This is a genomic window from Pseudoruegeria sp. SHC-113 (assembly GCF_025376885.1).
Lineage (GTDB): Bacteria > Pseudomonadota > Alphaproteobacteria > Rhodobacterales > Rhodobacteraceae > Pseudoruegeria.
Genome location: NZ_JAHUBR010000002.1, coordinates 59,979 through 76,429 on the forward strand (window position 1 = coordinate 59,979; position 16,451 = coordinate 76,429).

General features: G+C 64.4%; 19 protein-coding genes and 1 tRNA gene. 11 read left to right on the plus strand and 9 right to left on the minus strand.

Annotation, left to right across the window (positions count from 1 at the left end; genetic code table 11):
* Positions 1–63: 63 nt before the first annotated feature.
* Positions 64–546, plus strand: coding sequence for a VOC family protein (locus KVX96_RS15095; RefSeq protein WP_261195534.1), 483 nt, complete (start codon positions 64–66; stop codon positions 544–546).
* Positions 547–549: 3 nt separating this feature from the next.
* Here the strand turns inward: KVX96_RS15095 and KVX96_RS15100 are convergent, their stop codons facing one another.
* The 6 genes from KVX96_RS15100 to KVX96_RS15125 all read right to left on the minus strand — a co-directional run bounded on the left by KVX96_RS15100 (position 550) and on the right by KVX96_RS15125 (position 5,408).
* On the minus strand, positions 550–1,026 hold the full coding sequence (locus KVX96_RS15100; RefSeq protein ID WP_261195535.1) for a lytic transglycosylase domain-containing protein: 477 nt from the start codon (positions 1,024–1,026) through the stop codon (positions 550–552).
* 114 nt (positions 1,027–1,140) lie between these two features.
* Positions 1,141–1,569, minus strand: coding sequence for an excinuclease ABC subunit B (locus KVX96_RS15105; RefSeq protein WP_261195536.1), 429 nt, complete (start codon positions 1,567–1,569; stop codon positions 1,141–1,143).
* Positions 1,570–1,666: 97 nt separating this feature from the next.
* Positions 1,667–1,743: transfer RNA gene (locus tag KVX96_RS15110), tRNA-Arg, on the minus strand.
* A gap of 64 nt (positions 1,744–1,807) precedes the next feature.
* The gene (locus tag KVX96_RS15115) at positions 1,808–3,211 is read right to left on the minus strand and encodes a sensor histidine kinase (protein WP_261195537.1); all 1,404 of its coding nucleotides are present in this window, start codon (positions 3,209–3,211) and stop codon (positions 1,808–1,810) included.
* A gap of 43 nt (positions 3,212–3,254) precedes the next feature.
* Positions 3,255–4,673 carry a dihydrolipoyl dehydrogenase family protein gene (locus KVX96_RS15120; RefSeq protein WP_261195538.1) on the minus strand — a complete coding sequence of 473 codons (1,419 nt, stop codon included), beginning with the start codon at positions 4,671–4,673 and terminating at the stop codon, positions 3,255–3,257.
* Positions 4,674–4,676: 3 nt separating this feature from the next.
* Positions 4,677–5,408, minus strand: a complete 732-nt coding sequence (locus tag KVX96_RS15125; RefSeq protein WP_261195539.1) for a TVP38/TMEM64 family protein — start codon at positions 5,406–5,408, stop codon at positions 4,677–4,679.
* A 305-nt stretch (positions 5,409–5,713) separates the two neighbouring features.
* Between KVX96_RS15125 and rpmH the strand changes: the two genes are divergently transcribed.
* The 3 genes from rpmH to yidD all read left to right on the plus strand — a co-directional run bounded on the left by rpmH (position 5,714) and on the right by yidD (position 6,560).
* Complete coding sequence (rpmH, locus tag KVX96_RS15130) at positions 5,714–5,848, plus strand: 50S ribosomal protein L34 (RefSeq protein WP_261195540.1); 135 nt, start codon at positions 5,714–5,716, stop codon at positions 5,846–5,848.
* Between the two features lie 125 nt (positions 5,849–5,973).
* Positions 5,974–6,342, plus strand: coding sequence for a ribonuclease P protein component (gene rnpA / locus KVX96_RS15135; RefSeq protein WP_261195541.1), 369 nt, complete (start codon positions 5,974–5,976; stop codon positions 6,340–6,342).
* Positions 6,339–6,560 carry a membrane protein insertion efficiency factor YidD gene (gene yidD, locus KVX96_RS15140; RefSeq protein ID WP_261195542.1) on the plus strand — a complete coding sequence of 74 codons (222 nt, stop codon included), beginning with the start codon at positions 6,339–6,341 and terminating at the stop codon, positions 6,558–6,560. The genes rnpA and yidD overlap by 4 nt, the downstream gene beginning before the upstream one ends.
* Here yidD and KVX96_RS15145 read toward each other — a convergent pair.
* Positions 6,557–7,396, minus strand: a complete 840-nt coding sequence (locus KVX96_RS15145) for a LysR family transcriptional regulator (protein WP_261195543.1) — start codon at positions 7,394–7,396, stop codon at positions 6,557–6,559. The genes yidD and KVX96_RS15145 overlap by 4 nt on opposite strands.
* 88 nt (positions 7,397–7,484) lie before the next feature.
* Here KVX96_RS15145 and KVX96_RS15150 point away from each other — a divergent pair, with 88 nt between their 5' ends.
* Together KVX96_RS15150 and yghU are read left to right on the plus strand one after the other, a co-directional pair.
* A complete protein-coding gene (locus tag KVX96_RS15150) occupies positions 7,485–7,877 on the plus strand; it encodes an MAPEG family protein (RefSeq protein ID WP_261195544.1) in 393 nt (130 codons plus the stop codon).
* Positions 7,878–7,969: 92 nt separating this feature from the next.
* Positions 7,970–8,839: a glutathione-dependent disulfide-bond oxidoreductase gene (gene yghU, locus KVX96_RS15155; protein ID WP_261195545.1), complete on the plus strand. Its 870-nt coding sequence runs from the start codon at positions 7,970–7,972 to the stop codon at positions 8,837–8,839.
* 160 nt (positions 8,840–8,999) lie between these two features.
* Here yghU and KVX96_RS15160 read toward each other — a convergent pair whose 3' ends face one another.
* Positions 9,000–9,524: a DUF3833 domain-containing protein gene (locus KVX96_RS15160; RefSeq protein WP_261195546.1), complete on the minus strand. Its 525-nt coding sequence runs from the start codon at positions 9,522–9,524 to the stop codon at positions 9,000–9,002.
* Positions 9,525–9,661: 137 nt separating this feature from the next.
* Between KVX96_RS15160 and ttcA the strand changes: the two genes are divergently transcribed.
* The 5 genes from ttcA (at position 9,662) to yihA (ending at position 15,516) form a co-directional block, all read left to right on the plus strand.
* Positions 9,662–10,531, plus strand: a complete 870-nt coding sequence (gene ttcA / locus KVX96_RS15165; RefSeq protein WP_261195547.1) for a tRNA 2-thiocytidine(32) synthetase TtcA — start codon at positions 9,662–9,664, stop codon at positions 10,529–10,531.
* 76 nt (positions 10,532–10,607) lie between these two features.
* Positions 10,608–12,179, plus strand: coding sequence for a putative bifunctional diguanylate cyclase/phosphodiesterase (locus KVX96_RS15170; RefSeq protein WP_261195548.1), 1,572 nt, complete (start codon positions 10,608–10,610; stop codon positions 12,177–12,179).
* 132 nt (positions 12,180–12,311) lie between these two features.
* The gene (gene yidC, locus KVX96_RS15175; protein WP_261195549.1) at positions 12,312–14,123 is read left to right on the plus strand and encodes a membrane protein insertase YidC; all 1,812 of its coding nucleotides are present in this window, start codon (positions 12,312–12,314) and stop codon (positions 14,121–14,123) included.
* Positions 14,120–14,866, plus strand: coding sequence for an MOSC domain-containing protein (locus tag KVX96_RS15180; protein ID WP_261195550.1), 747 nt, complete (start codon positions 14,120–14,122; stop codon positions 14,864–14,866). Before yidC ends, KVX96_RS15180 begins: the two co-directional genes overlap by 4 nt.
* Positions 14,866–15,516, plus strand: a complete 651-nt coding sequence (yihA, locus tag KVX96_RS15185; RefSeq protein ID WP_261195551.1) for a ribosome biogenesis GTP-binding protein YihA/YsxC — start codon at positions 14,866–14,868, stop codon at positions 15,514–15,516. Before KVX96_RS15180 ends, yihA begins: the two co-directional genes overlap by 1 nt.
* 141 nt (positions 15,517–15,657) lie before the next feature.
* Here yihA and KVX96_RS15190 read toward each other — a convergent pair whose 3' ends face one another.
* Positions 15,658–16,398, minus strand: coding sequence for an SDR family NAD(P)-dependent oxidoreductase (locus KVX96_RS15190; RefSeq protein ID WP_261195552.1), 741 nt, complete (start codon positions 16,396–16,398; stop codon positions 15,658–15,660).
* Positions 16,399–16,451 lie beyond the last annotated feature (53 nt).

The window sequence follows — 16,451 nt, forward strand, 5'->3', positions numbered from 1 at the left end:
ATTTCAAACCCAAGGGCCTGCCGACGTGGTAGGATCAGCCATCCCGCCGAAGGAGCCCGATTGATGCGCGAAATCCCGCCTGCCCGCCTCTGCCTGATGCTTGGCCATGAGGCTGAAGCCGCCGCACGCTTTTACACCAGCACCTTCCCCGACAGCCACATGGGGGCCATCGCGCGCGCACCTTCAGACAACCCTTCGACCAAGGCAGGGGCGGTGCTGACGGTGGAGTTCACCGTGCTCGGCCTGCCTTGCCTCGGGGTGAACGGCGGTGATCACTTCACCCACGGCGAGGCGTTTTCCTTCCAGATCGCAACGGATACGCAGGACGAAACCGATCGCTATTGGGATGCCATCGTGCGCAACGGCGGGACCGAAAGCATGTGCGGCTGGTGCCGGGATCGCTGGGGCGTGTCGTGGCAGATCACCCCGCGCGTGCTGACCGAGGCCATGGCCGCAGGCGGCGCGGCCGCCGCGCGCGTCTTCGACGCCATGCTCACCATGAAGAAGATCGACATCGCCACGATCGAGGCCGCTCGGGAGGGCTAAGCCCTAGCCGCAGTATTTGCGCACTTCGGTATCGCGCAGGCCGGTTTCCACCAGCATGCAGCGGTTGCGCGCCTCATAGTAGTAACCGCGCGCGTACCACATCACCGCTTCCGGCTCATTGCCATCAGCCACAAGCCAGGCCCCGCGAAGGTATTTCACCGCGTAGTCGAGGTTGGTCTGGGCATCCAGCAAATCGGACGGCTTGCCGGAAAAGCCCATCTGGCCTGCGGTGGCGGGCAGGATCTGCATCAGCCCATAGTAGGGGCCGTTGCGCGCGCCGGGGCGGTAATCGCTTTCGCGCTGGATCACCCGGTGCACAAGGCTGCGCGGCACGCCGTGTTCATCGGCGGTTTGATTGATCATCGCCCGCAGCTCGGGCGTTTCGCCCGGGTACAGCCGCATCAGCTCGGGTCCGGTGTCTTTCGGGGCGCTGCCACAGGCAGACAGAAGGGCGGCGGCGGTCAGGATCAGGAATCGCATCGGGGCTCAAATGGGTTGCTGCTGTGGTAGGTTACTCTGCTGAATGAGGTCTGCCGATCAAGAGGCTTGTCGGGGAATGGGCGGCTTTTGGCCAGCTTTTTCGCGCTTCGCCCCTCAGGACAGTGCGGGAAGCTGGCGGGCGCAGGCCCGAAAGGCACGCACCGGGGCTGCGGCCCCATCGAGCGATACAGCAACGCCCTGAGATCCGGTGAAGGCCGTGGCGCGCGTGTTGAACTCCAGCCCGTCGAGCACATTGCCAAAGCCCCTATCGCTGACGGAAAGGGTTTGGCCCTCAACCGAATGCCTGTCGGTGCCGATGGTGATCGCCCTGCCCCCTTCAAAGGCCATGCCGAAGGTCGGGCTGGCGGCCCAAGGGGCGGATTTCAGGGTCACGTCGAGGCGATAGACAGGCACCGCTGGATCAAACACCACCGTCATCCGCGCGGCCTCCGAGTCATGGGATAGCGTGCAGATCGGCCGGGGCGTGAACTCCCACGCGAGTGTCTGAGTCGGCAACAGGAGCAGAGCAAGGAAAAGACGCATGGCAGGAAGGTAGCGGCCCGCCGGAAAACGGCAAACCCCGACGCGATCGCGCAGGCCCGTTCGGGCTGATCTCTAGGCTGTCATGCAGGGAGGAAAGTGGCGGACTGGGGAGGATTCGAACCCCCGACCCCTTGATTCGTAGTCAAGTACTCTATCCAACTGAGCTACCAGTCCGCTTGGGGTGAGGCGGTGTTTAGACCTGCCGTCTGGGGAGCGCAAGAGCGAAAACGCACTTTTTTCATGCCGTCGGGTCATCCCATGAAATTTCGCCTTTGGGCAGCCAGACGGCGAAGGCGCTGCCGGTTTCATCGCTGCGCAAAAGCTCCAGCTTGCCGCCATGGCCGCGCACCAGTTCGGCGGCAATCGCGAGGCCAAGCCCGGTGCCGCCCTTGCGTGTGCCGCCCTGAAACGGCTTGAACAGATGCTCCCGCGCCTTGGGCGGCAGGCCGGGGCCGGTGTCACGCACATGGATGATCCAGGCCGCGCTGTCTTCCTCAGCGGCAATCGTCACCGTGCCGGGCGTGCCGGTGGCGGCGATAGCCTGCCGCGCGTTGCGGGTGAGGTTGGAGAGCACGCGGTAGAGCTGTTCGGGATCGGCGCGCAGCACGAAATCGGCCGCCACGGTGCTTTCGATCGACACCCCTTCCTCTTGGCCGGCCAGAGATTCGCTCACAACCACATCCTCCACCAGCGTGGCCAGCGGGAAGCGGTTGAGCATCGGGGCGGGTTCCTCGGCCTTGCCGAAGGCGAGCGTGGATTCGCACAAGTTCACCGCGCGGCTGATCGAGCCCATCAGCTTGGGCACCGCGCGTTGCACTGCGGGATCGCTGCTGATCTCCATCCGGTCAGTGAACAGCTGCGCCGTCGTCAGGATATTGCGCAGATCGTGGCTCACCTTGGCCACCGCGCCACCAAGCTGGGCCAGCCGCTCTTTTTGGCGCAGGGCGCTTGTCAGTTCCGTCTGCATGGATTGCAGCGCTTCCTCTGCCTCACGCAACTCGGTAATGCCCGCGCTCGGCTGGATAATGCGGCGGGCATCCTCCGGCGCGACGGCATAGCTCTGCATCGCCGCCACAACCCGTTTGATCGGCGTGACGAGGAAGCCACGCACGGCAAGGAACAGAAGAACGGCCGTAAAGGCCGAGATGACGGCCGACAGGATCAGGATGCGGATGCCGTAGTCGATCATCGCGGCGCGCAAGGAATCGGTTTCGGTGGTGATCTCGATCAAGAGCCCCGCCTCGCGCACGGGCTGGCCGATAACCCGGATCACCTCCGGGTCCGGGTCCACGAGCCGCATCATCGCGTCGCGGATCAGTACCCAGGCGCTGGCATCGCGCAGATCCACCGTGTTGTCGATCGGGGCGGGCATCGGGGAAGACAGGATAAGCTGGCGCACCTCGTCGCGCCGTAGCACCACGTTGAAGACGCCCGCATTGCTCAGAAGCTCGGCCTCCAGATCCGGGTCGATCATGTCGTTGGCCAGCAGCGCGAGCGAGGCGATCTGCGCCTTCTCGAGCTTCAGCAGCAGATAATCCTCCCGGAAGCGCGCCACAGAGGGCACGAAGATCATCACCTCCGCCAGCATGACGAAGAGCACCGTCAGCATCAGGAAGCGCCCGGATAGCGATCTGAGGAACATGGCGCGCGTTATCTCCCTGGCCTACACCCTGCCCTGCCTGCGGCTACGGCAGGTATTTCTGCACGAAGCCAACAACCTTTTTTACTGTCGGATTGTCAAACAGCTTCGGCGAGAAGTAAGCCCCCGCCGCCCGCTTGTTGACCTCGCCCAGCGTCGGATAGGGGGCTATCATGTTGGCAACGGCGGACATTTTCAACTTGTTTGCGATGGCAAGCGACCAGACGCCGATCAGATCGCCCGCCTGCGCCCCGACGATGGACGCCCCCACGGGGCGGCCCTTCACCACCATGACTTTGATCAGCCCGGTGGTGCGGCCTTCCGCGATGGCGCGGTCATTCTCTTCAAAGGCAAAGCGCGCCACGGTTAGCGCCTCGCCATGCGCCGCGCGCGCCTGTGCCTCCGTCAGGCCGACCTGCGCGATCTCGGGATCGGTGTATGTGGCCCACGGAATGTGGTCTGTGCGCGCCTTCGAGGGCAGACCAAAGAGAATAGAGCGGATGATGACCCCCGCGTGGTAGCCCGCCACATGGGTGAACTGGAAACCTCCGGCCACATCGCCGATGGCATAGACGCGGCGGTTGCTGCTGCGCAGATCGGGGCCAACGGTGACGCCTTGCCGGGTGTAGTCCACCCCGGCGGCCTCCAACCTAAGGTTTTCAACATTCACCTTGCGCCCCACGGCCACCAGAAGGTGGGTGCCGGTGAAGCGGCGGCCGTCCTCGGCCTCCACGGTGATTGCGCCTGCCGCGCCGGATACCTGCGCCGCCTTCGTGCCTTCCTCGATCACGATGCCCTCGGCGCGCAGGCGTTCAAGCGCGATGGCGGAGATTTCGGGATCATCCTTGCCTAGCGCCTTTTCGCCTTCGATCACCGTCACCTCGCTGCCCAGCCGCCGATGCGCCTGCGCCATCTCTAGCCCGATAGGGCCGCCACCGATGATCAGCAAGTGGCCGGGCTGCTCGCGCAGATCAAAAAGCGTTTCATTCGTGAGGTAAGGCACATCTGCAAGGCCGGGGATCGGCGGCACGAAGGGGCCGGAGCCGGTGGCGATCACGAAACGGCGGGCGGAGATCACCGTGTCGCCCGCCTGCACCTCGCTCTCCGAGATGAAATGGCCGAACTCGCGGATCACCTTCACGCCAAGGCCCTCAAACCGCTCCTGGCTGTCCACCGGCTCGATGGTTTCTATCACCTTGTGCACATGATCCTTGGCCGCGCCGTAGCTCACCTCGGGCAGCACCGGCGTCACGCCGAAGGGGCGGCCTGTGCCCATGGCATGGGCGTGTTTGCCTGCCGCCAGCAGCGCCTTGGAGGGCACGCAGCCGAAGTTGAGGCAGTCGCCGCCCATCTTGTGGCCTTCCAGCAGGACGACCTCCGCCCCCATCTGCACGGCCCCTGCCGCCACCGAAAGCCCGCCGGAGCCCGCGCCGATCACGCAGATATCGGTTTTGATCTTCTTCATGGCTTACAGGCCTTTCTTGCCGGTCACGGCCTTGAGGAGGATGGGAAGGGCTGCCAGGGCACAGAGGCCGAGGATGGGCAGCAGGATCTGCGGCTCGAAGATGATGCCGAGGTTCGGCGTCTCGCCGCGCGCGAACACCTCACCCAGCCCAGCACCCACGGAGGTATAGACGATGCCGCCCGGGATGATGCCGAGGAAAGTGGAGATGACGAAGCGGTAAAGCGGCACGCCTACAAGCGCGGGCACGAGATTGGCCACGAAGAAGGGCACCACGGGCACCAGCCGGATCAGGAAGAGCATTGACCACTGGTTGTCGTCGATCCCGTCCTTGATCTTCTTGACGGCTCCTTGCGAGCTGTCCATCCGCGCCGAAAGCCGCTCGCCCATGCCCCATTTGGCGGCAAGGAAGATGGCCGTCGCCCCGATCGTAGCCGCCAGCACGTTGAACAGCGCGCCGGGGAAGACACCGAAGAGGAAGCCGCCGGTGAGCGTCGCCACTGTGGCACCGGGGAGCGAAAAGCCTACGATCAGGATGTAGACACCCATGAACAGCAGCGCCGTGAGCAGGTAGTGGGCGTCGCGATAAGCCAGCAGGGCCTCGCGGTTGGCAGCAAGTGTTTCAAACGAAAGGTAATCGCGCAGCGTGAAGGCCCCGACACAAGCCACGATCAGGATCGCGATCATCGGAAGCCTCCGGACGATGCCGGGCTTTTCGGTCAGGGGGGTATCAGTCATGCGTTTCATCCAAAGCCATGCGTTGCCTGTTGCGCTTCAACATGCGATTTTGGCGCACCCCGTGTAAGGCCGTTCACGCCGCCTTGATCGGGAGTGACGGGATTCGCGCCTTTTTGCGCCTACGGGCCGGTGGCTGTAACAAAGTGCCTGTAACAAATGGCGAAAAAGGTGGAAATTCCTGCAACAAACACGGGCTAGGCGAATTGACTTCCGGCAGATGAGCTTCTAAAGACCGGGCTTCGAACGCAACCGGCCTCCGAATCCATCCGGGATTCCTGGCTGACACCTGATGATGGAGACGGGCGATGAAACGCACCTACCAACCTTCGAACCTGGTTCGCAAACGCCGCCACGGCTTCCGTGCGCGCATGGCCACCAAAGCTGGCCGCAAGATCCTGAACGCACGCCGTGCGAAGGGCCGTAAAGAGCTGTCCGCATAAGCTCTTTGCCTGTCAGGCTTGAACGCTCGAACCGTCGGATGCCTCGCGCAGTCGGCGGTTTTTGCGTTTGTGCTGCGCCCAGAGCGCGCCTATCTAGGCTCTGACTGCCCATATTGGAAGCCCCGATGCAGGTTCTGACCAAACGCGCCGATTTCCTGAAAGCCGCCCGCGCGCGGCGGCAGGGAACGTCCGGCTTCACGCTACAGGCCCGCGCCCGCAGCGCCGAGGAGGCTGCGCGCGTGGATCCCGCATTGGTGCGCGTCGGCTTCACCTGCTCCAAGAAGGTGGGCAATGCCGTGGCGCGCAACCGCGCCAAGCGCCGCCTGCGCGAAGTGGCCCGCGCGCTGCTGCCTGAGGGCGGGCAGCCCGGCTATGACTACGTGCTGATCGGCCGCCCCGGCGCCACCGCAGAGCGCGCTTTCACAGATCTGCTGGGGGACATGCGCTACGCCCTGCGGCGCGTGCACGAAGCGCCACGGGAGAAACGCGGATGACACCGCTCGCCCATATCGCCGCGCTTCCCATCCGCGCCTACCGGCTGGTGTTTTCGCCTTGGGTCGGCTTCAACTGCCGCTACCAGCCCACCTGCTCGGCCTATATTCTGGAAGCGCTTGAGAAACACGGCGGCATCAAAGGCACCTACCTCGGCGTGCGCCGGGTCTGCCGCTGCCATCCGCTGGGCGGCTCAGGGATCGACAACGTCCCCGATTAAGCAGCTTTTGCAGATCGCTGCCCCAAAACCTCCAACACGGCCCTCACCCGCGCGGTTTCCTTCAGTTCCGGTGCCGTCAGCACCCAGACCCCCATTGTGAACGCAGGTTCCACATCAAGGCAGCGCAAGGTAGGATCCTGCCCCGCGATCTCGCGCGGAAGCAATCCCGCCCCCAGCCCCGCAGCCACGGCGCGCAGCATTACGCCCGGCGTGGGCACCTGCGCGCGCAGACGCTCCGGCGCGATGTTTGCGCGCAGCCAGCGGTTTGCGGGGGCTGCGCAATCGCGCTCGCCGTAGCTGATGAAATCCGGCTCCGCTCCCAGATCCGCCCGCGCGTAGGCGCAGAAATGCAACGTCTCCAGCTGCCGCCCGAACAGATGCGGCTCCGGCGCATTCGTCAGCCGCAGGCCGATCTCGGCCTCCCGGCGCGACAGGTTGCGCAGTTCCGGTGAGATTTCCAGCGCGAGGTCGATGCCGGGGTAGCTCTGGCGCAGGGCGGCAAGGCGCGGCATGTAGCGCTCGGCGAGCAGATCCACCGTCGAGAGGCTCACCCGCCCCTCCAGCCGCAGATCGCGCCCCTTGATCCGCCGCTCGGCCTCCTGCAGTTCCGCCCGCGCCCGGCTCGCAGCCGCAAGCAGCGCCTCTCCGGCCGTCGTGGGCACCATGCCCTCGCTTCCGCGAAAGAAAAGCTCCGCGCCGTAGTAGTGCTCCAGATCGGCCAGCCGCCGCGCAACGGTCGTATGGGCCACGCCCAGCAAGCGCGCCGCCGCCGACAGGCTGCGCCCCTGCCCCAAGGCCGAGACAACCGCCAGATCACGCTCTCCGGGGGTGAACATTTTTGCACATCCAAACTGCCTAATCGTGAATTGAATGTGCGAATTCGTTCAGCATCCTGTCAAGCATCCCAATCAAAGGCAGGACATCATGGAACTCTTCGCGCTTCTCGGCATCGGCATGCTCACCTTCCTCGCGGCCGCCGTACAGCACCTCTACACCGTCCGCCTGCGCGGGGTGGTCTTCGTGATGACCGACAGGTCCGAGCCCCTAGGCGACGCAGGTTTCGCGGGCCGCGCCGCGCGGGCCCTGCGCAACACGGTGGAGTCGGCGGCCATGTACGCGCCTGCAGCCACGGCGCTTGTGCTTTCCGGCGGGCAAACGCCACTGACAAGCGCTGCAGCAGGGGCCTATCTGCTGGCGCGCTGCGGCTTCCTTCTGGCCTATTGGGTCGGGCTCAACCGGCTGCGCTCCGGCTGTTGGGCCATCGGCATGGCCGCCATCCTGCTCACCTATGCGGCCACGGCTTTCGCGCTCACGTAACCGTGCGCGGCGCAATCGGCGATTGCAATCGCGGCAGGGGGCCATAGGTAAAGGCCATCCCCGCAAGGGCCGACATCAGGAAGGATACTCACATGAGCACCGACAGCTACACGCCCCCCAAGGTCTGGACCTGGGAGCCCGGCAACGGCGGCCAGTTCGCCAATATCAACCGCCCCATCGCCGGCGCGACCCACGACAAAGAGCTGCCCGTCGGCAAGCACCCGTTCCAGCTTTACTCGCTGGCCACGCCCAACGGCGTGAAAGTGACGGTGCTGTTTGAAGAGCTGCTGGAGGCGGGCGTGCGCGAGGCCGAATACGACGCCTGGCTGATCAAGATCAACGAGGGCGATCAGTTCGGCTCAGGCTTCGTGGACGTGAACCCCAACTCCAAAATCCCCGCCCTGATGGACCGCTCCGGCGACACGCCCGTGCGGGTGTTTGAATCCGGCGCGATCCTGCTGCATCTGGCCGAGAAATTCGGGAAGTTCCTCCCTGAAGATCCCGCCAAGCGGCCTGAGCTGCTGTCGTGGCTGTTCTGGCAGATGGGCTCCGCGCCCTATCTGGGTGGCGGCTTTGGCCATTTCTACGCCTATGCGCCGGAGAAATGGCAATACCCGATCGACCGTTTCGCCATGGAGGCCAAGCGCCAGCTCGACGTGCTGGACAGGCATCTGGCCAACAACAGTTTCATGACGGGCGATGAGTACACCATCGCCGATATCGCGATCTGGTCGTGGTACGGCCAGTTGGCCCTTGGCCGGCTCTACAATGCCGCCGAGTTCCTTGACGTAGAGAGCTACAAGAACGTGCAACGCTGGGCCAAGACCATCGACGCCCGCCCGGCCGTAAAGCGAGGCCGCATGGTCAACCGCGGCTGGGGCGAGCCGCAGGAGCAGCTTCACGAACGCCACGACGCCAGCGATTTCGAAACGAAGACCCAGGACAAGCTCGAAGAGGCGTAAAATCAGCCCTCGGACAAAGGAAAAGGCACCCTTTCCGGGGTGCCTTTATTGTTGGAGCCCCTCTTTGCCGGCACCGCCGGCCAGCCCCCGACCCTCCCCATGGGAGGGGGCTTCACCCCTACCCAGGGCCGGGGGCCTGCCTCAATTTCTCTAAAGAGGCCTATTTCTCAAACGTGATGATCACCTCGCCGATTGTCACGCCGAAGCGTTCCATGTAGGCGCGGTTCAGAAGGCGGTCCTCGCTCAGAAGCCACATCCAGTCGTCAAAGGTCACGCGCAGGGTGCCGTCGGGCACCGGCAGATCGATGGTGTAGCCCCAGCGGAAGGTATCGCCGCGCTCTTCGCCCTTGGCCACGCCGATCACACCGGGGGCCGTGCCTTCCCATGTCTGATCACCGGTCTTGCGCAGCGTCCAGATGCGCTGCTCGGTGCTGCCGTCCTCATAGACGAAATCCTCCACGAGCTTCAGCCATTCGCCATCCCACGTGCCGGTGATGTCCACTTCAAACCGGCGACGCACGGTGCCGAAGCGATCCTGAAACTGCCCGTAGGCGCGTGTTTCGCCCGCGAAGAATTCTTCAAGGTTTAACTCCCGGTCGCTCAAGGCGCGATCATCGAGCGAGGGCCGCCCGGTACAGGCCGCAAGCACAAACAGGGCGGAGAAAAGGGCGAGAAGGCGAAGCATGGGGTCTTCCTTTGTGTCAGCGTCTTTGAAGGGAGTACGGCCCAGCCTCGGTTTCGGATGTATTGGCGTTGGCCGAGGCTATCACACAGCCCGCACACCCCTTGCCCGCAAGGCCGATCTGCTCTATCGCAGCGGCCATGCTCGACGATCTCGATGATATCCACCCGCTCTTTGCCGGTGCGCCCTCCACCACGGAGTTCAAGAAGCTCCGCAAACGCATCGTGCGCTATGCGCGCGAGGCGATCGAGCAATATGGCATGATCGAACGCGACGCCCGCTGGCTTGTCTGCCTTTCCGGCGGCAAGGACAGCTACACGCTGCTGGCCGTGCTCTATGAGCTGAAATGGCGCGGGCTGCTGCCGGTGGATCTTCTGGCCTGCAACCTAGATCAGGGCCAGCCGGGCTTTCCGGCCACCGTACTGCCCGCCTTCCTTGAGAAGATGGGCGTCCCGCACCGGATCGAGTATCAGGACACCTATTCCATCGTCGTCGACAAGGTGCCGCAAGGCCGGACCTATTGCGCGCTCTGCTCGCGCCTGCGCCGGGGCAACCTCTACCGTATCGCGCGGGAGGAAGGCTGCTCGGCCGTGGTGCTGGGCCATCACCGCGACGACATCCTCGAGACCTTCTTCATGAACCTCTTCCACGGCGGGCGGCTCGCCACGATGCCGCCGAAGCTCGTGAACGAGGAAGGCGATCTGTTCGTCTACCGCCCGCTGGCCCATGTGGCCGAGGCCGATTGCGAGAAATTCGCCACCGCGATGAACTACCCGATCATCCCCTGCGATCTCTGCGGCAGCCAGGACGGGCTGCAGCGCCAGCAGGTGAAGCAGATTCTGGACCAGTGGGAAAAGAACAGTCCCGGCCGCCGTCAGGTGATGTTCCGCGCCCTGATGAACGCGCGGCCCTCGCATTTGCTGGACCCGAAGCTCTTCGATTTCGCCGGGCTGACCCGTGACCCAGAGGCATTTGATGAAAATGCCGCACAACTTCCCAAGCTGCGTTAACCGTCGGAAGAGCCACAGGCACTAGGGCTGGAAGGCAGAGATTGTCTTTCCTCCGGCCCTGAAAGGTGCCTTGCCGATGCGCGCGATCAGCCGCTCCGAACTCCTCCGCCTGCGCCGCAAGATGCGCAGCACGCTCAATGGCCCACAGATTCTGGCCTTCCTGCCCGCCGTCACGTTGGCCAGCTTCTGGATCGGCGGCGAAAGCGGCCTTCTGGTCTGCGCCCTTGGGCTGCCCGCGGCCTTTGCGCTGGCGGGATCCTTCGAATTCTCCGACGACGAGGCCACTTTCGGGTACCGTTCGGACGGGGAGGACACCTTCGTGCACGCGGTCGACATCGCCCTTGCCGCCGCTGAAAACAGCCTGCGCAAACCGGCCTGCTATCTGCTGCAGCTTGATGAATACAACACGCTTTCCGAACGCTATGGCCCCGACACCACCCGCACCGTGGAGCAGCGCGTGGCCGAACGGCTCGCCCGCAGCCTGCGCAGAGGGGATCGGCTCTTTCCGCTGGGCAATGGCCGCTTCGGACTGATCACCGCAGCCGAAGAGCGGCTGTCGCTCGAAGCGGCGATTCAGATCGGCACGCGGCTGCAATCGGCCATCGCGGAGCCTTTCAGCCTCGACGGGCTGTCGCTCTATGCCTCCTGCTCGGTGGGATTCTGCCTTTGCGGCAACGCCCCGCGCCCCGGTGGCGGCGAGACCCTCCGCGCCGCACAGGCGGCGCTGGATCTGGCGCATCAGCACGGCCCCGGCGCGATCCGCGCCTATTCGCCCGATCTGGCGCTGCGGGCGGAGGAGGATGAACCTCTCGCGGACCGCATGGCCGAAGCCATCGAAGAGGGTCAGATCATCGCCCATTTCCAGCCCCAGATCTCGGCCAGCACCGGGGAGATCACCGGTTTCGAGGCGCTGGCGCGCTGGCAGCATCCCGACCGCGGCCTCCTGCCGCCCGGCGCGTTCCTGCCCGCCGTTGCCGCTGCCGGGCTGTCTGAGCGGCTCTGCCACCGGATGCTGCAGGAGGCGCTCTCGGCCCTTGTCCATTGGCGCGAGGCCGGGCTTTCGGTGCCCGGTGTCGGCATCAACCTCTCCACCGAAGAGCTGCGCAATCCGCAGATCGCCGATCACATCCGCTGGGAGCTGGATCGCCACGGGGTGCCCGCGGCGCAGCTGACGCTCGAAGTGCTGGAGACTGTCGCGGTTGGTCACGGGGATGAGATGATCGCCCGCAACCTCGCGGCCCTCGCTGCGATGGGCTGCCAGATCGATCTGGATGATTTCGGCACCGGCTTCGCCGCCATCGCCAATATCCGCCGGTTCAGCATCCAGCGCGTCAAGATCGATCGCTGTTTCATCACCCATGTCGATACCGATGCGGACCAGCAGACAACCGTCGCCGCCATCCTCGCCTTCGCAGAGCGCCTAGGCATGGAGACGCTGGCGGAAGGCGTTGAAACCCTTGCCGAACAGGCCACGCTTGCGCGGATGGGCTGCGGCCACGTGCAGGGCTACGGGATCGCGCGCCCGATGCCTTTGGCCGAAACAGATACATGGATAGCGCGGCACAGCGCCCGGCTGGCCCACCTTGCCGGAGGTCTGGGCGCGGCATCGGGCAAGGCTCCACCGCCGCCCGCCAGCCGCCATGGCTGAGCCGGCGCCTGTGCAAAAACCAGCGTCGCGCGGCCTTGTGGCGCTGGCGCGAAACCGGAAAATGACTTGACCTTTTGGCCTGCGGCCTGTTGAACCACCTCTGACTTTTTACCCGGAAGGTGGCTGTCCCAGATGGACGATCAGAACAAGAATCTCATCCTCGCAACCGCGCTCAGCTTTCTCGTGATCCTCGTCTGGTTCGTGGTCTTCCCACCGGAAGAGCCCGTGATCGATCCGAACGCCCCCGAGATCAGCGATAGCGCCAATGTCCCGGCTGTGGATACCGCCCCCGTGGCCGCCACCGCTGGCAGTGGCGAGGCTGGCGGTGAGACCGCTGTCGCCGAAGCGGCGCGCATCGCGGTGAAAACCGACGCTCTGAGCGGCTCCATCTCGCTGGCCGGTGGCCGGATCGACGATCTGAAGCTGACGCAATACAACGAGACCATCGAAGACGGCAGCCCGCAGGTGACCTTGCTGCGCCCCGAAGGCACCGCCGGCGGCTATTTCTCGCTCTTCGGCTGGGCCCCGGGCGGCGCGCTCGATTTCGCAGATGTCCCCGGCCCCACCACCGCCTGGACCCAAGTTGGCACCGGCGAACTGACGCCCGAGACCCCGGTCCAGTTGGAATGGAGCAACGGCAAGGGCCTGACCTTCCAGCGCCAAATCGCCATCGACGCCGAGAATATGTTCACCGTCACCCAGACTGTGCAGAACACCTCTGGCGCTGACGTGCGTCTTGCGCCCTATGCAGAAGTGGTGCGCCAAGGCGAACCGGTTGATCTGAAAGGCTTCTTCATCATCCACGAAGGCGCGATCCAGCAAACGGGCGGCTCCCTGAACGAGCTCTCCTACAAGGATATGCGCAACCTCGGCCGTGACGAGACCTGGGGCGCCTCCACCGAGGTGACGGCCGTGGACCAGAACGGCTGGCTCGGCTTCACCGACCACTACTGGATGACGACGATCATCCCCGCCCAGACCGAAACCTTCTCCTCCGTGCTGCGCTACGAGCCGCAAACCGACCGCTACAAAACCATCGCCCGCCGCGATGCGATGACAGTGGCCGCAGGCACCTCCGCCACCGTGGAAACCCGCTTCTTCGCTGGTGCGAAAGAATGGGAACTGCTGCGCAACTACGAGCGCGAAGGCGTCTACCGTTTCGTGGATTCGATCGACTGGGGCTGGTTCTTCTTCCTCACGAAACCGATCTTCCGCCTCCTGCACGCCCTGAACGGCTTCATCGGCAACATGGGCTGGTCGATCATCGTGCTGACCCTGATCATCAAGGGCATCCTCTTCCCGCTGGCCTACCGCTCCTACGTCTCCATGGCGAAGATGAAGGAACTGCAGCCCGAGATGGAGAAGATCAAGGAAAAGGCCGGTGATGATCGCCAGAAGCTCCAGCAGGAGATGATGGCGCTCTACAAGAAAGAAAAGGTCAACCCGGCCTCGGGCTGTCTGCCGATCCTGATGCAGATCCCGATCTTCTTCTCGCTCTACAAGGTGATCTTCGTCACGATCGAACTGCGCCACGCAGCCTGGTTCGGCCCGTTTCAGGATCTGTCCGCGCCCGATCCGACCTCGATCATGAACCTCTTCGGCCTGCTGCCCTTCACCGGGCCCGAAACCGGCACGCTGATGGCGACGATCTTCCTCGGCATCCTGCCGCTGCTGCTCGGTATCTCCATGTGGCTGCAGCAGAAGCTGAACCCGGCGCCCACCGATCCGACGCAGGCCATGGTCTTTGCCTGGATGCCCTGGGTCTTCATGTTCATGCTCGGAAGCTTCGCCTCTGGCCTCGTCGTCTACTGGATCGCGAACAACACGATCACCTTCATCCAGCAGTATTCGATCATGCGCAGCCAGGGCTACAAGCCGGATGTGCTGGGCAACATCACTTCGGGCTTCAAACGCAAGAAACCGGAAAGCAAGGCGGGTAAATGAGCGCCCAGCTCACCGACATCTGGCGTCACCCGATCAAGGCGCATGGGCGTGAACGGCTGGAGGCGGTAACGCTCACCGCAGGCGCGCCCCTGCCCTATGATCGCGCCTGGGCGGTGAGCCACGAACGCAGCAAGGCCCGCAGCGACGCCTGGGTGCCTTGCGGCAACTTCTCTCGCGGGGCCAAGGCCCCGGGGCTGATGGCAATCGATTGCCGTTTCGATGAGGCCACAGGCCTGATCACCCTGACCCATGCCACGCAGGGCGAGGTGACCTTCGACCCCGACGGCGACGTCAGCGCTTTCCTCGCCTGGGTGGCACCACTGATGCCGCAGGACGGGCTGGCCTCCACGGGGCTCGTCCGGGTGCCCGGCATTGCTATGACGGATACGGATTTCCCCTCGATCAGCCTCAACAACCTCGCCTCGCACCGGGCCGTTTCCCAGAAAATCGGGCGCGAGATCTCGCCCCTGCGCTGGCGCGGCAACCTCTGGATCGACGGGCTCGCGCCCTGGGAAGAAGAGGAATGGGTGGGGCACGATCTGCGGATCGGCGAGGTGGTGCTTTCGGTGCGCGAACAGATCACGCGCTGCAAGGCCACCACGGCCAATGAGGTGACCGGCAAGCGCGACGCCGACACGCTCGCGGCCCTGAGTGACGGCTGGGGCCATCAGGAATTCGGCGTCTACGCCGTTGTGAAACAAGGCGGCGTGATCCGCGCCGACGATCCCGTGGAGCGTCTCTGATGGCTTTTACCTTCACCTTCGCGCCGGAGCCGGACGAACTATCTGCCGAGCGCGGCCGCAAGCTGTTCGCGGGCAATACCGATTTCCTCAAAGGCGTTGTCGCCATGGGCGGCATGCCCCCGGCGGACCGGATGGAAGTCTGTTTTGCCGGGCGCTCCAACGTCGGGAAATCCACGCTGATCAACGCGCTGACCGGGCGCAAGGCGCTGGCGCGTGCCTCCAACACCCCGGGCCGGACGCAAGAGATCAACTACTTCACCGTCGCCGACAGCCACTATCTCGTGGACCTGCCCGGCTATGGCTACGCCAACGCGCCTCTGCCGGTGGTGGAGAAATGGCAGAAACTGCTGAAAAGCTACCTTTCGGGGCGCCCTTCCCTGCGCCGCGCCTTCGTGCTGATCGATTCGCGCCACGGCGTGAAGAAGGTCGACAGCGAGATCATGGGTCTACTGGACAAATCCGCCGTCGCCTTTCAGGTCGTCATGACCAAGACCGACAAGGTGAAGGAAAAGGACCGCGCCAAGGTCTATGAACAGGTCAAGGGCGCGCTGGCCAAACACCCCGCCGCCTACCCCGAGATCGTGCTGACCTCCTCGGAAAAAGGCGAAGGCATCGCCACCCTGCGCGCCATCATCGCCGGGCTGGAATAGCTTGATCAGGGCTGGGGGCTCTGCCCCCGCCGCGCCTTCGGCGCGCCTCCCCCGAGATATTTGGGGAACAAAGTGGGGCCCCATCATCTTGGTAAAAATGTCCTCGCCGGAGGCATCCGACGCCAGCCAAACAGGCAGCGCTCAGACGTGCTGAGCGCCGTTGACCTCGATCTCGGTGCCGGAGATGTAGCTGCTCTGGCTTGAGCACAGGAAATAGATGGCATCCGCCACTTCAGCAGGTTGCCCGAGGCGTTTCAGCGGCAGGTTTTCCACGATTTTCTCGGTGCCGGGGCTGAGAATGGCGGTTTCCACTTCACCCGGCGCGATGGCGTTGACGCGCACGCCGAGGGGGCCGAAATCATGGGCCATTTCGCGGGTGAGCGCGGCAAGTGCGGCCTTAGAGGTGGCATAGGCGGCACCGGCGAAGGGGTGGACGCGGGAACCCGCGATGGAGGTGACATTGACGACAGAGCCTTTGGCTGCAGCCAGTTCGTCTTTCAGCCCGCGCGCCAGCACGACGGAGGCGAAGAAATTGACGTGGAAGACCTGCCCCCACGTGCGCAGGTCCGTGTCGATCGTGTTCAGCCGTGCGCCGTTTTCGCCCTTGGGCGAGATCCCGGCGTTATTGACCAGTGCGTCGAGCCGTCCGTCGAGTTTCTCGCGGATCACTTCGATGGCTTCGATGGTGTTCTTCGGGTCCGCCAGATCGATCTGGATGTGGTTGCCCGCCCCGCCCGGCCAGGGGCAGCGCGCATCAAAGGGCTGGCGCGAGCAGGTGAGCACCCGCCAGCCTTCCGCCGAGAAGCGCTTCACGGTGGCATGGCCGATGCCGCGGCTTGCGCCGGTCAGCAACAGGGTTCTGGGGCTTTGGGATTCGGCCATGGGGGACTCCAGCATTTGCTTGAGTGGCAGCCTAGCCAAGCCGGTGCGAAAGG